This is a genomic window from Paenibacillus physcomitrellae (genome assembly GCF_002240225.1).
Lineage (GTDB): Bacteria > Bacillota > Bacilli > Paenibacillales > Paenibacillaceae > Fontibacillus > Fontibacillus physcomitrellae.
Map to the genome: position 1 here is coordinate 4034409 of NZ_CP022584.1, position 13832 is coordinate 4048240.

Annotated in this window: 14 protein-coding genes; all 14 read left to right on the top strand. The window is 54.5% G+C overall.

What is annotated here, in order from left to right:
• Positions 1–18 precede the first annotated feature (18 nt).
• The 14 genes from CBE73_RS18115 (at position 19) to CBE73_RS18185 (ending at position 13812) form a co-directional block, all read left to right on the top strand.
• Positions 19–651 carry a LuxR C-terminal-related transcriptional regulator gene (locus CBE73_RS18115; protein WP_094095422.1) on the top strand — a complete coding sequence of 211 codons (633 nt, stop codon included), beginning with the start codon at positions 19–21 and terminating at the stop codon, positions 649–651.
• A 422-nt stretch (positions 652–1073) separates the two neighbouring features.
• A complete protein-coding gene (locus CBE73_RS18125; protein WP_094095424.1) occupies positions 1074–1817 on the top strand; it encodes a YveK family protein in 744 nt (247 codons plus the stop codon).
• A complete protein-coding gene (locus CBE73_RS18130; protein ID WP_094096401.1) occupies positions 1801–2445 on the top strand; it encodes a CpsD/CapB family tyrosine-protein kinase in 645 nt (214 codons plus the stop codon). Before CBE73_RS18125 ends, CBE73_RS18130 begins: the two co-directional genes overlap by 17 nt.
• A 21-nt stretch (positions 2446–2466) precedes the next feature.
• Positions 2467–3363, top strand: coding sequence for a UTP--glucose-1-phosphate uridylyltransferase GalU (gene galU, locus CBE73_RS18135; RefSeq protein ID WP_083180072.1), 897 nt, complete (start codon positions 2467–2469; stop codon positions 3361–3363).
• Between the two features lie 21 nt (positions 3364–3384).
• The gene (locus tag CBE73_RS18140; protein ID WP_094096402.1) at positions 3385–4098 is read left to right on the top strand and encodes a sugar transferase; all 714 of its coding nucleotides are present in this window, start codon (positions 3385–3387) and stop codon (positions 4096–4098) included.
• 44 nt (positions 4099–4142) lie between these two features.
• Positions 4143–5078 (top strand): glycosyltransferase, encoded by a 936-nt coding sequence (locus CBE73_RS18145; protein WP_094095425.1) that lies wholly within the window; start codon positions 4143–4145, stop codon positions 5076–5078.
• Positions 5079–5095: 17 nt separating this feature from the next.
• Positions 5096–6436 carry an O-antigen ligase family protein gene (locus CBE73_RS18150; RefSeq protein WP_229752535.1) on the top strand — a complete coding sequence of 447 codons (1341 nt, stop codon included), beginning with the start codon at positions 5096–5098 and terminating at the stop codon, positions 6434–6436.
• 14 nt (positions 6437–6450) lie between these two features.
• Positions 6451–7251 (top strand): WecB/TagA/CpsF family glycosyltransferase, encoded by an 801-nt coding sequence (locus tag CBE73_RS18155; RefSeq protein ID WP_094095427.1) that lies wholly within the window; start codon positions 6451–6453, stop codon positions 7249–7251.
• Entirely contained in the window at positions 7244–7768 is a 525-nt protein-coding gene (locus CBE73_RS18160; RefSeq protein ID WP_157739620.1) for a VanZ family protein, read from the top strand. The genes CBE73_RS18155 and CBE73_RS18160 overlap by 8 nt, the downstream gene beginning before the upstream one ends.
• Positions 7769–7803: 35 nt before the next feature.
• Positions 7804–9297 carry an O-antigen ligase family protein gene (locus CBE73_RS18165; RefSeq protein ID WP_308420917.1) on the top strand — a complete coding sequence of 498 codons (1494 nt, stop codon included), beginning with the start codon at positions 7804–7806 and terminating at the stop codon, positions 9295–9297.
• Positions 9224–10603, top strand: coding sequence for a lipopolysaccharide biosynthesis protein (locus CBE73_RS18170; protein WP_094096403.1), 1380 nt, complete (start codon positions 9224–9226; stop codon positions 10601–10603). Before CBE73_RS18165 ends, CBE73_RS18170 begins: the two co-directional genes overlap by 74 nt.
• 20 nt (positions 10604–10623) lie before the next feature.
• Positions 10624–11481 (top strand): glycosyltransferase family 2 protein, encoded by an 858-nt coding sequence (locus CBE73_RS18175; RefSeq protein ID WP_094095429.1) that lies wholly within the window; start codon positions 10624–10626, stop codon positions 11479–11481.
• Entirely contained in the window at positions 11468–12673 is a 1206-nt protein-coding gene (locus tag CBE73_RS18180) for a glycosyltransferase family 4 protein (protein WP_094095430.1), read from the top strand. The genes CBE73_RS18175 and CBE73_RS18180 overlap by 14 nt, the downstream gene beginning before the upstream one ends.
• Positions 12670–13812, top strand: coding sequence for a glycosyltransferase family 4 protein (locus CBE73_RS18185; protein ID WP_094095431.1), 1143 nt, complete (start codon positions 12670–12672; stop codon positions 13810–13812). Before CBE73_RS18180 ends, CBE73_RS18185 begins: the two co-directional genes overlap by 4 nt.
• Positions 13813–13832: the final 20 nt, after the last annotated feature.

The window sequence follows — 13832 nt, forward strand, 5'->3', positions numbered from 1 at the left end:
TTAGGAGGCTGCTTAACGATGAAAATCGTCATTGTAGATGACCATCCGCTTGTCAGGAAGGGACTGGCTGCCGTAATTTCCATGCAGCCCGATGTCCAGTTCGCAGGCGAAGCGACAAACAAGCGTGAAGCTTTAAGCGTTATTGAGCTTACAAGTCCTGATTTGGTGCTGCTGGACTTGAAGCTGGCCGAGGAATCCGGCCTTGATGTTATTGTTGCGGCGAGAGGGATGGGCATTCGCAGCAAGTTTGTGCTGCTTACCTCATCGGCGAGCCGGGAGGACTTCAAGCGGGCGGAAGAGATACAGGTAGATGGATACGTCATGAAAGAAGCGCTGCCCGAGGAACTGCTGTATGCCATCCATCTGGTACATAAGGGGCGGAAATATTACGACCCCGGCCTTGTGACCAGCCAGCTTCAAGACAATGAAATGAGTCCGGCGGATGAATTGACACCGAAAGAGAAGGAAGTGCTGATCTCGCTCGGTCAAGGCTGCAGCAACCGTGAAATTGCCCAGAAGCTGTTCATCAGCGAATATACGGTCAAGAAACATGTCAGTCAGATTTTGGCGAAACTTCAGGTCGCGGACCGGACACAGGCGGCCCTTTATGCGAATTCGATCGGCTTGTGCAAATACGAGGCGACCAATTAAGCCTATAAATTAGACGGATTAATCAGACAAATAATCAAACAAAAATTAAGGTTTCCGCTCCGCTTGGACGGAGGTGGAAAAGAAAGGCGCGGATGCATGCATCCGTGTCTTTTTTTGATGCAGCTTTAGCGGCCGCGGGAAGGATTGAAAAGCCGGAAACCCGCGCCGCCCTAAGGAAACGTTTACATCCTTGGCAGGCTTTGACCGCCCGATTCCTCTGGTACAAAAGTGTACTTTTTTGATGTTCACAAGTAGCACCCCCCTTTCCACGAAAGTTAACCCTAAAGTAATCCAAGGAGTCATGTAATTTCACATGTAATTGCTAGAATGAAAACAGCAATAAGAGGAAGTGCTGATTTTGGCGGATGCCGAAAGCAAGCCGTTTGCCCAGGGGCCGGCTGATAACGGAAAGGGGGATACCGATGGAGAAAACGATTTTGGATTATGTCCATATCATCCAAAAAAAGCTCTGGATCATATTCGTCTTCGTATTGATCGCTTGTGCAACCACCTATTATGTGAGCAAGACGTTTGTTACTCCGGTTTACGCTGCTTCCGGCCAGTTGATCGTTAATTCTATCAACCCTGTCCAGGGAAGCAACAATTTGAACGATCTCAATACAAGCTTGAATCTGGTCCAGAGCTACAAGGAAATTATGGAGTCGCCCAAAATTCTGGGCGATGTCGTTACCGATTATCCTGAGCTTGGATTAACAGAAGATGAGCTGGCCAAGAAGCTGGAAGTGAAGGTTTCAGAGAAAAGCCAGGTCATGAATCTGAAAGCGACGGATGAAAGCTATTCCAGAGCGGCCGGGATTGTCAACGCGGTGTCCGCAACTTTTATCGACGCCATCCCAACGCTGATGAATTTGAATAACGTGAAGCTGCTTACGTCGCCGGATGCCGAGCAGCCTGGTGCTCCGGTTAACGGAAGCGTGGTAATGAATCTGCTGATCAGCTTTGTCGTCTCCTTGATGGTTGCGATCGGCGTCATTCTTTTCTTGGAAAGCATCAATGACACGGTGCGGACGGAAAAGGAAGCCGAAGAGTGGTATGGGGTACCGGTCATCGCGAGCGTTCCGATGATGTCGAGAAAGCAGGCCGGCAAACCTTCCCCGAAAATCACCGGAAGAGTGGAGGAACCGTCTTATGCTGCGTTTAAATGACAGCCTGGTGTCCGAACGAAATCCTTCTTCGGCGGCAGCGGAATCGGTCAGGGCGCTGCGGGTATACATCCGCCAGCATTTGCAGAGCGCCGGGCAGGACAGCGCCGTTCTGATGCTGACTTCGGCCAATGAAGGCGAAGGGAAAACGCTGCTGGTCGCCAATCTGGCTGTATCCTTTGCCTATGAGGGCAAAAGAGTTTGCGTCATTGACGCCAATTTGAGGAAACCTGCCCTGCATCTCGCGTTTGGTCTGAACAACGACGGAAACGGACTTTCCGACTACTTGCGAGGCGCCTGTGAAGCGGAAGCGGCCATCCGGCCCAGCTCAAACCCGGATCTGGACGTAATCACAGCAGGGGCTGCGCCTTGGAACCCGGCCGAGCTGCTGTCCGGCGAACGAATGGAGCAGCTGCTTGCCCATCTGAAGCAGCAATACGAAATCGTGCTGCTGGACTCCGCCGGTGTACTCGGCTGCATTGATGCCCGCGTGCTGGCCTCGCAGACCGACGGCACAGTCCTTGTTGTCCGGCATGGGCGCACGAAACGTGCGGCTGTCAGCAAAGCCAAGCAATACATGGACCAGGCCGGCGTTCAACTGCTCGGCATTGCCATGAATCAGGTCAAATAACCAAATCATTTGGGAGGGTACATGATGAAAAAGGTAAAAAAGGCAATCATCCCCGCTGCAGGTCTTGGCACACGTTTCCTGCCGGCAACCAAAGCGATGCCAAAGGAAATGCTCCCGATTATTAATAAACCGACGATTCAGTATATCGTCGAAGAGGCGATTGAATCCGGCATCGAAGATATCATCATCGTTACCGGCAAAGGTAAACGGGCGATCGAAGATCACTTCGACAACGCGTTTGAGCTGGAATCCCGGCTGCTTGAGGACGGCAAGCTGGAGCTGCTGAAAGAGGTCCAGCGTTCGGCGAAAGTGGATATCCACTATATCCGACAGAAAGAACCGAAAGGCCTCGGCCATGCCGTCTGGTGTGCCCGCCGCTTCATCGGCGATGAGCCGTTTGGCGTGCTGCTTGGGGACGACATTGTGACCGGCCAGAAGCCTTGTCTGCGCCAGCTTATTGATCAATATGAAGAAACGCAAAATTCGGTCATTGGCGTCCAGCAGGTTCCCGATGATTTGACCCACCGCTATGGGATTATCGAGCCTGATTTTCAGCAGGACCGCCTATATCGTGTAAATAACTTCGTTGAGAAGCCCTCTCCAGGTACAGCGCCTTCTAATCTGGCGATTATGGGACGTTATGTATTTACCCCAAAAATCTTTAAATATCTCGATCTGCAGGAAAAAGGTGTCGGCGGCGAAATTCAGCTGACTGATGCGATTCAGAAGCTGAATCAAAGCGAACGCGTTTATGCTTACGACTTCGAGGGAACCCGCTTCGACGTGGGAGAACGTCTCGGCTATATTCTGACAACGTTGGAGTTTGCGATGCAAAGCGAAGATTTGCGTTACCCGGTATTGGATGCTATGGCGGAGTATTTAGAGCGGATAGAACAAAGAACAACCATGATCGGTTGAGAGGAGTTGCGATAAATGAGCATGCCTAAGCCTAACCTTCCCGAAGAAATGGACTATGCCATGCCCACGCAAAATGTATTTTATGCCCGATATGAGGAATCCAAAACAGAGTCCAAAGCAGATCCAGGACCCATGTATCACTTTGTGAAAAGGTTTCTGGACATTGTGCTTTCCTGTATCGGTCTGGTGCTGACCGCGCCGGTGTTCCTGATCGCAGCGATCTGCATCAAAGTAGAGGATCCGGGCGGCAAAGTATTTTTCAAGCAGACGCGGATCGGCAAGAATGAACGCCCTTTCGAAATGTATAAATTTAGATCCATGGTCTCGAACGCTGAAGAGATGAAGAAAGAGCTTATGAAATACAACGAGGTCAGCGGAGCCATGTTCAAGATGAAAAATGACCCCCGCATTACGCGCACCGGCCGCTTCCTGCGCAAGACGAGCATTGATGAGCTTCCCCAGCTCTGGAACGTGCTGCGCGGCAATATGAGCCTGGTGGGTCCGCGGCCTCCTCTGCCTGATGAGGTAGCCCAATATACGGAATATCATAAGCAGCGGCTGAAGGTCATTCCTGGCTGCACGGGTTATTGGCAGGTTGGAGCGCGAAACAGCGTCGGTTTTGATGAAATGGTGCAGATGGATCTGAAGTATATCAAGGACCGCTGCATCCGGCTGGATCTCAAAATCATCATGCAGACCGGCCTTAAAATCATTAACTCTAAAGATGCCTATTAATAAGCCTAACAGAAATGACGGGCGCACAGCAGGGAGGGATTTGGATGCCTGACAGGAATGAACAACCAGCGCTTTCGATTATCATCTGCACCTACAACCGGGCTGCCCTGCTGCGCAAAACCCTGGAATCCCTGAAGGAGCTCCGGGGCGTGGAGCAGGCTGAAATTATCGTGGTGGACAACCGCTCCACGGACGATACCTGTGAGGTGGCCGGCCGGTTCGTGAAGCGCGGCGTCCTGCCGGCTCCCTGCCGTTACGTGTTTGAGTCTGTTCAAGGGCTGTCGGCGGCGCGAAATGCCGGAATTATGGCGGCACAAGCCGATCTGATTGCTTTTCTGGATGATGACGCCATCCCTTCGGCAGGCTGGCTCGAGGCTATTTTGACAACTTTTGAGCAAAGACCCGAGGTAGACGCCATGGGCGGGAAAATCCATCCGCTGTTCGAAAGCGAACGCCCCGGCTGGCTGTCAGGACCATTCGAGCTCCCTTATACGATTGTGGATTTGGGGAATGCAGTAAGGGAGTATCCGCCCTCCATGCATCCTTATGGAGCGAATATGGCGATGCGCCGTAAGGTCTTTGATGAAGGGGGGTTCCCGCTGAAGCTGGGGCGCAAGGGCAATCTGCTGCTGTCCGGGGAAGAGACCTGGATCTTCGAGCAGATCCGCCGCTCGGGCGGTAAAACGATCTACCACCCGGAGATGGAGGTGGAGCATTTTATTCCCTCCAGCCGGCTGAACAAGGAATGGATTATGAGGCGTTATTATTTTCAAGGCATTTCCAACGGGATGAAGCGGGATGGACTCGGTTCCACCTGCTATCTGCTTGGCAAAACGGCGGCCAAAGTGCTGTACGTATCCGTGAGCAGATGGTTTGCCCGGAATGAAACCGCAAGACTGCTGAATCAATGCCGAATGGAGAGCATCCGCGGAACCCTGCATACCGTGCTGGGCCGCGGAGGGGAACCAGGGACTGAGTAAAGGTGGGGAGTTGGACGATGATTAACGAATGGTGGGCAGGAAGACGGAATATGTATCCGGTAGGCGCAGGAGTCATTGTCCTCCTGTCAGCCCTGCTGCTCGGCGGCGGTGTCATTTATCAGCCCGGAGCCTGTGCAGCGCTTGCCGTTCTGGTTCTCCTGCTGGCGTTTACAATCCGGCATCCTCATCGCATCAGCTATCTGGTCCTGCTTTCAACGGCTTTGTCCGTTGATTACCTTTACAGCGGCTCGCTGTTTGGCATTGAAATTTTATCGCTGTACAAATTGGCGATTCTGGCGCTGCTGGTGCCTTGTATTTTGATTTATGGCATTTCGCTGAAATTCATATACCCGGTACTGGCGCTGTTTGCGCTGCTGGTCATTACCTTCTTTTTCTCCACTTGGCTGCCGCAGCTAACGGCATCGATTGCGATTAAGTCGTTTATCGGACTTTCACTGCCGTTTGTATTCCTGCTTATTAAATGGAGGAAAGAAGTAGCCGAGCGGCAGATGAAGATCATTTGCCTGCTTCCCATCGTAAGCGTCGGCGTCGGCGCCATGCTGCAGCTGCTTCATCTGCACGAGCTGCTGGACGTCGAATTCACGGGAGCGGTTCGGCTGCAGGGCGCCAACATTCCGCCGCATCTTGCCATGCTGTCGTTTCTCGGCACTGCGGTTCCTTTTGTAGAGCTGAAGCGGGGCGGAGCGAACCCGAAATTTCTATACGCTGTGATGGCGGTTAATTTCGGGATTTTGATTGCGACAGGCACCCGGGGGCCGATTCTGGCGCTGGTCTTCCTGGCGCTCTATTATTTCTACGATTTGGCGCGGGAATATTTGAAAGGCAAAGCCCAGCTGATCATTCCCCTGCTCGGCGGCATAGCCGTGATTACCGCAGCTGCCGCGCTGCAGTGGGACAATATGAAGAAACGCTCCTTCGAGAGATCGACGGATGATGCCGTAGACCTCTCGGGGCGATCGGAAGCGTGGGTCTATTTCCTGAAACAGGTGGACGGCCATACGCTGGCGGGCAGGGGGCTGGGCTCCGTAACAGTAGCTAATGACGGCACCTTATTCGAAGGGTTTGTTGTCCCGCACAACGAGTATATCCGGTTCTATGTAGATACCGGGTATGTCGGGGCGGTACTGCTGTTTCTGTCCCTCTTCATCATCTTCTGGAAGATTTACAAGGTGCTTCCGTCCGCCGTCAAGCCGTATTATCTCGGATTGATTCTGGCGTTCCTGATTTATTCATTCTCTGACAACACGCTTTCTACCGTGCAGTTCATTATTCCGTTCTGCTGGTACCTAAACGGTCTGTACCGTTATTCCAGGCCCGGGTCAACCGATTCCTCTTAAAGAGAAGTGATACGATGAGCCAAGTTAATCTGTTTGATGTCAATTTCAATAACTACGATTTCGCTGATCTGCTGGATTACATCGACGATTCGATCCAGAACCGGAAACATTCCTATATCCTGACCTGCAACGTGGATCACCTGATCAAGCTGCGCAAGGATTCGGAGTTTAGAAACGTTTATTCGAAAGCAGGAGCCATCGTGGCCGACGGCATGCCGATTATATGGGCTTCGCGTCTGCTGGGCAGTCCGCTGAAACAGAAAGTATCGGGCTCGGACCTGTTTCACCGGCTCGGGAGCGATTTTGAGAAACGGAAGTACCGCTTGTTCTTCCTGGGCTCTGCCAGCGGAGTGCCGGAAATGGCGAGCCGCAATCTGAAACGGCAGTTCCCCGGCATTAACGTGGTCGGCTGTTATTCGCCGTCCTATGGCTTTGAGAAGAATCCGGAGGAGAACGAATATATCGTCCGCATGCTGATCGAAACCCGGCCGGACATCGTGTTCGTCGGCGTAGGAGCGCCCAAGCAGGAGAAATGGATTTACCGGAACTACCTGGAATACCAGGCGCCGGTCTCCATCGGCGTGGGCGCCACCTTCGACTTTCTGTCCGGCTCCGTCAAACGGGCTCCCGATTTCATGCAGAAGACGGGCTTTGAATGGTTCTGGCGGCTTGCCCAGGAGCCGCGGCGGCTGTGGAAAAGATATCTGATTGACGATTCCCAGTTTGTGGCGCTGCTGATGAAGGAGTATTTCAAACAGGGCAAACGGAGAAGGGAGGGAGCGGAGATGCTGAATTCCGCAGATGATCATGAGTAAGCCGGCCCGCATGCTGTGGCTGCCTGCAGCGGTCATGCTGCTGATCTTCCTGTTCTCGTCCCAGTCCTATGAGCAGCAGACCATTAAGAAGCCGCTTGCGGACTGGCTGGGTAGCGGCAGCATCAACCGTCACCTCTCCGGCTTGACCATCCATTACGGGTCTCAAACGGTCGACGGTAAAACCGCAGGTTCGGCGGCGGTAGCCGAATTCCTGCTCCGCAAATGCGCTCATTTGCTGGAGTACAGCATTTTGGGATTCTGCCTGATTTGGGCGATCCAAGCTTTCCTTAAGCCGGGACTGCCGAAGGCGGCGGCGGCCGCGATTTTCACCAGTGCAGGTTATGCGGCTTTGGATGAATTCCATCAAATCTTCGTTAAGGACCGCGGGCCGCATCCGGAAGATGTGCTGCTGGATACGACCGGCGCTTTGATCGGGCTGCTGTGCTATATCGGCTGGAAGAAACGGAAAGCCGGACGGCTGAAAGGCGGATCTGGCGGAGACAGGAGGACGTTATGAATTCGATGGATTCCTTGATTCGATATGTGCGATATATGCGAAGCCGGGATCAGGCCTTCTGGCTGGCAGCAGCCACCGGCGCTGCCTGCACACTGCTTCCTTTTGCCATCGGTTCGGTCAGCGCCAAGCTGAGTCCGGCTTTGAGCCAGCAGGGGCTGCTGCTTCTTCTGCTGCTGTTCCCGGCCTTTCTGCTCGCCTTAAACGGCTCGAAATATTTAGTGACCTATACCTTGTTTGTCTGGGCCATCGGTCCGGAAATCCGAAGAGTATCTGATTGGCTGGGCGGGGAATACACCTCTGTCTCCGTGCTTAGCCTGGCGCCGCTCCTGGCCAGCTCGATGACGATGATTCCGGTGCTCCGCGGTATCCACCGCATGGAGAAATCCGGCAGAAAGGTGCTGCTCTATTTCGGAGCCGCCCTTCTCTATGGAAGTGTAATCGGGCTCGCGAGGAACGGAACAAGCTTTGTGTACGACTTGGCCAATTATGCGATACCGATGCTGCTGCTGCCGTTTTTTGCAATCAGACGGTTCGGTTCGGCGGATGCGGACAACATCCTTTCCGGGTATGCCAACATCGCGGTGCTGGTGTCCGTGTACGGGATCATTCAGTATCTGGTTGTCCCGCCGTGGGACGCGTTCTGGATGAACCATGTGGAGATGAACTCCATCGGCCTGCCGGAACCTTTGGAAGTCAGGGTGTTCTCGACGCTTAATTCGCCGGGTCCTGCCGCCGGGTTTCTGGCCTGCGCTCTGGTGCCGATGGTGCTGGAGAAAAGGTGGAGAGGCAGCCTCGGCTGGATTGGCGTGCTGCTGGTCGCCTTCTGCCTGCTGACGACGCTGGTGCGGTCTTCCTGGCTCATGATTATCGTGATGCTGCTGGTCTACATTGCAACCTCCCCCTCCAAGCGGAAATGGAGGACGCTGCTCCAGCTTGCTGTTATCGCGCTTGTCCTGACCTGGGCGCTGCCCAAGCTGCCTGGCGCAGAAGGCTTGACGGCAAGGATGCAGACGCTGGGTTCCATTGAAGAAGACCACTCCTATAACGAGCGGCTGGACCTGCTGAACACGATGCTGCCGACGGTGCTTCACAACCCGGCCGGGCAGGGCATCGGCAGCGTCGGGACCGGAACCAAGCTGGGGAATGATGGCGAGCTTGGGGAATACGGCATTATGGATAATGGGTTTCTCGCCCTGCTGCTCACTTTCGGGATTGCAGGCGGACTTTGTTTCTTCGGAGCGCTGGGGCTTGTCGCCCGTTCGGTGATTGTCTCCGTACTGCGCAAGGGAGCGATGCAGCTGTATGCCAGATTAGCTTTGGCCGTATGGGCAGGGGCGGTGGCAAGTTTATTTTCGGACAACGGATTCCCCGGCCTGCGCGGCTACCTGATCTGGATGCTGATCGGCATCGGACTTGGAGTCAGTTCATCTGCAGCGGATCGAAAGGAGGAGAGCTATGGAGCAGTCCAACGTGAAGTCGTTCCCCGGCAGGAACGTATTCAGCACGTTCGGCCGATTCGCCAGAAGTAAAGCGCACAGCTCAGCGGCGCTTAAGACGATGTTCTTCAGCATCTTCATTCTGCTGATCAATATGCTGACCGGCGTTCTCACCGCCCGGTTCCTTGGACCTACGGGACGCGGTGAGCAGACGGCTATGGTGAACTGGTCGCAGTTCCTCGCCTTCTGCATGACCTTCGGAATTCCTTCGGCGCTGATTTACAACGCCAAGAGGAGGTCGGAGCAGACCGGCGGATTATACGCGACAGCCCTACTGATGGGCATAGGTTTCGGCGGGGTTGCGATGGCAGTCGGCATTCTGGTGCTGCCGATGTGGCTAGATTCCTTTGATCGGGATGTGGTCCTGTTCTCTCAATGGTCTATGATTTTATGTCCCCTGATCGTCATCTCGCAGATCAACAATGCGATTCTGCAGGTCAGGGACGAATACAGGCAGTACAACAGGCTTCGTTATCTGGTGCCGCTGACCACCCTGCTCATGCTGGTGGTTCTGATCCTCACCGGTACGATGAATGCCCATACGTCGGCTATAGCTTACCTGCTGCCGGCTGTGCCGTTCTACATTGCAATGACGGTACGGATGCTCCGCATTTATGGCAGACAGCTCAAGGTCAGTCTGGACAATTTCAAACGGCTGTTCACCTATGGATTAGGCTCTTACGGGAATGACCTGATGGGTCAGGTCTCCTTGTATATCGACCAGATTCTGATTGCAGGTCTGCTGAATCCATCGGATTTGGGTCTTTATGCCGTTGCGGTCAGTCTGGCGAAGATGGTCAGCGTGTTCTCCAACTCCATTATCGTGGTGCTGTTCCCTAAAGCGAGCGGTCTTGATAAGCAGGAGGCGGTGGACATTACTTTCCGTGCCTTCCGGATCAGCATGGCGGTCACACTGCTTGCATCGCTTGCGCTGATGCTGATCGCGCCGTACGTATTGACCCTGCTGTACGGGGCCGAGTTCAAGGAGGCACTGTCCGTCTTCCGGCTGCTGCTGCTGCAGACAGCGATTGGAGGAGGAACCATGGTGCTGGCTCAAGCCTTTATGGCCCTTGGCAGACCAAAGGTCGTTACCCTGCTTCAGGGGCTGGGACTGGCGCTCGTCGTGCCTATGCTGTTCCTTGTGGTTCCCCGTTTCGGTCTGGTCGGCGCCGGTTATGCGATGCTGGCTTCGGTGCTGATCCGCTTTATCTTCATTTTGTTTAACTTCAAATATACGCTCAAAATCAAAATTCCACCGCTTTGGGTGACCCGCGGGGACATTCAGTGGCTGCGGAAGACCATGTATTCCACACTGCGCAAAAAATCAGTGAACATGTAGAAAGGAGAGGGGAACACGCCATGCATCCTAAGACTGTTGGTTCAAAGGAAAATCGGATATCCGTCGTCATCATCGCCCAGAATGACGAACAGCGCATCCCAGATGCTGTTGCTTCATGCCGCTCATTTGCGGATGAAATTGTCGTTGTGGATGGAGGGAGTGAAGACGGCACAGTAGCCACCGCCGAAGCGCTGGGGTGCCGCGTGTATGAGAACGCTTGGCCCGGGTATGCCAAACAGCGGCAGTTCGGGGAGAATCAGGCTTCTTATGATTGGATTTTTGTCATCGATACGGATGAGGTGGTAGACACGAAGCTGGCCGCCGCCTTGATCAAGCTGAAACCCGAATTGACCGACCCCACAGCGGCTTATTCGGTTTACCGGATCGGAGACTTCCTGGGACGCTGGCTCGACAAGGGTGAGTATCTGGTACGCCTGTACAACCGCAGAGCCTACAAAATCTCGGATTCCCTTGTTCATGAGATGCCTGACGTGGAAACCTCTAAGATCATAAAGCTGAACGGCGTTTTGTGGCATTACGGCTTCCGCAGCATTAACGACCATGTGAACCGCTTCAACAAATATACGGATCTGGAGGCACAGACGGCGCTGCGCGTACGCAAGCCGTTCCGGATCGTCAATCTGCTGTTCCGCCCGCCGGCCCGGTTTGTGCAGAAATATTTCCTTCACGGGCTGTACCGTAAGGGGGTAGCCGGGTTCGCCGTGGCGATCTTCTGGATGATGTACGAATTCCTGGCTTGCTTTAAACACTACGAGCTGACCTCGGCCCGCAAAAGGCTGGATCAGCATCAGCCTTCCAGCGCAAGAAAAGCAGCCGACCCGGAGAAGAAAGGGGAGACGAGTTATGCCGTACAATAATGATCGCTTGAATGGCCCGAATGGCCTGAATATTATAACGACCGGCATGAGCTGGCCCACGGTTCAGCCGGGAGGATTAAACACTTATTTCAAAAATATTTGCGAGCAGCTGGCGGAGCGCAACCGCGTCCAGGCTCTGATTTACAGCGCCGAGAAGCCGGATGTCCGGGAGGGTCTGGATATTCATCTCGCCGGAGAACCGGGCATGACGGTCTGGAAGCGCAAGGATGCTTTTCAGCGGCTGGCTGCGGAGAGAATGGATCAGGGGCATGTCGATGTGCTTTACTCCCATTTTGCCCCTTATGGGGTAGGTCCGGCGCTCGAAGCGAGGAAACGGGGCATTCCCGTCGTCATGACCTTTCACGGTCCGTGGAACGAAGAGATGAAGATCGAAGGCCGCGGTTTACAGCACCGGGTCAAGACCACAATTGCCAAAACGATTGAACGCAAGGCTTACCGCCTGGCCGACCACTTTATTGTGCTCAGCGAGACGTTCCAGGACATTCTGCACCGCAATTACGGCGTCCCGCTCCACAAAATTTCCATTATTCCCGGAGCGGCGGATATTCACCGCTTTACACCGGCTCCGAACCGACTTGCCGTACGGCGCCAGCTGAATCTGCCGGAAGGCGCAACTACGATCCTCACCGTGCGGCGCCTGGTGAACCGGATGGGGCTGCTGCAGCTGCTGGATGCGTGGAGAAGAGTTTCGGCCAAATTCCCGAACGCGATTCTCCTCATCGGGGGGCGTGGACCGCTGCGGGCGGAGCTTGAGAGCCGAATCGCCGATTACGGCCTGTCCAGCAAGGTGCGCCTGCTCGGCTATATTCCCGACGAAGAGCTGCCTGCCTATTATCAGGCGGCGGATATGTTCGTCGTACCGACCCAGGCCTTGGAGGGCTTTGGACTGATAACAGTTGAAGCTCTGGCTGCCGGACTGCCGGTCATGGCTACGCCGATCGGCGGCAACCGCGAAATTCTGAGCGCATTCCGGCCGGAGCTTTTGTTTAAAAGCGCGGACAGCGCCGATATCGCAGACGGACTGGTCCGGATGCTGGATAACCGCCGTCTGCTGCCGGACCGTGAGCAGTGCCGCAGCCATGTGCTGGAGAAGTATACCTGGGCCGGGGTAGCTGATCAGGTACAGGAACGATTCTATGAAGCGCTGAGAAAGGAGGCTGTGCCAGGATGATTAAAGTGGCTTACATTGACCATACGGCGAAATGGAGCGGTGGTGAAGTCGCCTTGTTCAATATCCTGACGAATGTGGGCGACCACGTCGAACCCCTCGTTATCCTTGCGGAAGAGGGGGCGCTGGCCGACAGACTGCGGGAACGCGGCATTGACGTCCGGGTTGTGCCGCTAGATGAACGCGTAAGGACAAGAGGACGAAATGCCTTAAGTCCTGGAATTGCCGGAGCGGCGCTGAAGCTGTTCAACTATGGCAGAAAGCTGGCTCCGCTGCTCAGGGAGGAGAAGGTGGCCTGCGTGCACACCAACTCGCTCAAATCGGCTTTGTACGGCACGATAGCTGCAAAGAAAGCCGGCGTTCCGCTGGTTTGGCATATCAGAGACCACATCGGTCCGCCTTACCTGAAGCCGATTGTAGCCAAATCGATCCGGTTTATGTCAAGGAGCCTGCCGAATGGCGTTATCGCCAACTCCAACTCTACCTTGAACGCGCTGGAGCTGCCGAAGTCGAAGAAGACGCTGGTTGTCTATTCGGCTTTCGCGAAAGCGATCAGCGACAAACAGCAGGCCCGCGACCCGGGACAATCCTTTAACGTCCTGCTGGTCGGTCGGCTGGCCCACTGGAAAGGGCAGCACGTGCTGCTGGAAGCGGCGAAGTCGTTCAAGGACGATCCGCGGGTCAACTTCTGGCTGGCCGGGGATGCCCTGTTCGGGGAAGAAGCCTATAAAGATCAGCTTCTGGACCAGATGCAGGCCAGCGGCTTGAAGAACGTTTCCATGCTGGGGCATGTGGACGATGTTCAGTCATTGATGGCTTCGGCCGATCTGCTTGTTCATACCTCCATTACGCCGGAGCCTTTCGGCCAGGTGATCGTGGAAGGGATGGCGGCAGGGCTGCCGGTCATCGCCTCGAACGAAGGCGGTCCAGTCGAAATTGTCGTTCCGGGCCAGACCGGGATGCTGATTGAACCGGGCAAACCGGATATTCTCGCGGAGGCGATCCGCTGGATGCTGGAGCATCCGGAGGAACGGGAGCGCATGGGCCAGAAAGGCATCCAGCGGGTGAAGGAACGTTTTGTGATCGAAAATACGGTCAAGGACATCGTTGAATATTACCAAGGTCTTCTTTCCACGGTTTAACCGACCTTTGGGCTAAAGGA

Bases quoted from the DNA above. Each gene is read 5' to 3' on its own strand.
- CBE73_RS18185 (WP_094095431.1), top strand. From the start codon at position 12,670: ATGATTAAAGTGGCTTACATTGACCATACGGCGAAATGGAGCGGTGGT.
- CBE73_RS18150 (WP_229752535.1), top strand. From the start codon at position 5,096: ATGATTAACGAATGGTGGGCAGGAAGACGGAATATGTATCCGGTAGGC.
- CBE73_RS18170 (WP_094096403.1), top strand. From the start codon at position 9,224: ATGGAGCAGTCCAACGTGAAGTCGTTCCCCGGCAGGAACGTATTCAGC.
- CBE73_RS18140 (WP_094096402.1), top strand. From the start codon at position 3,385: ATGCCTAAGCCTAACCTTCCCGAAGAAATGGACTATGCCATGCCCACG.
- CBE73_RS18115 (WP_094095422.1), top strand. From the start codon at position 19: ATGAAAATCGTCATTGTAGATGACCATCCGCTTGTCAGGAAGGGACTG.
- galU (WP_083180072.1), top strand. From the start codon at position 2,467: ATGATGAAAAAGGTAAAAAAGGCAATCATCCCCGCTGCAGGTCTTGGC.
- CBE73_RS18165 (WP_308420917.1), top strand. From the start codon at position 7,804: ATGCGAAGCCGGGATCAGGCCTTCTGGCTGGCAGCAGCCACCGGCGCT.
- CBE73_RS18180 (WP_094095430.1), top strand. From the start codon at position 11,468: ATGCCGTACAATAATGATCGCTTGAATGGCCCGAATGGCCTGAATATT.
- CBE73_RS18175 (WP_094095429.1), top strand. From the start codon at position 10,624: ATGCATCCTAAGACTGTTGGTTCAAAGGAAAATCGGATATCCGTCGTC.
- CBE73_RS18145 (WP_094095425.1), top strand. From the start codon at position 4,143: ATGCCTGACAGGAATGAACAACCAGCGCTTTCGATTATCATCTGCACC.
- CBE73_RS18130 (WP_094096401.1), top strand. From the start codon at position 1,801: ATGCTGCGTTTAAATGACAGCCTGGTGTCCGAACGAAATCCTTCTTCG.
- CBE73_RS18160 (WP_157739620.1), top strand. From the start codon at position 7,244: ATGAGTAAGCCGGCCCGCATGCTGTGGCTGCCTGCAGCGGTCATGCTG.
- CBE73_RS18125 (WP_094095424.1), top strand. From the start codon at position 1,074: ATGGAGAAAACGATTTTGGATTATGTCCATATCATCCAAAAAAAGCTC.
- CBE73_RS18155 (WP_094095427.1), top strand. From the start codon at position 6,451: ATGAGCCAAGTTAATCTGTTTGATGTCAATTTCAATAACTACGATTTC.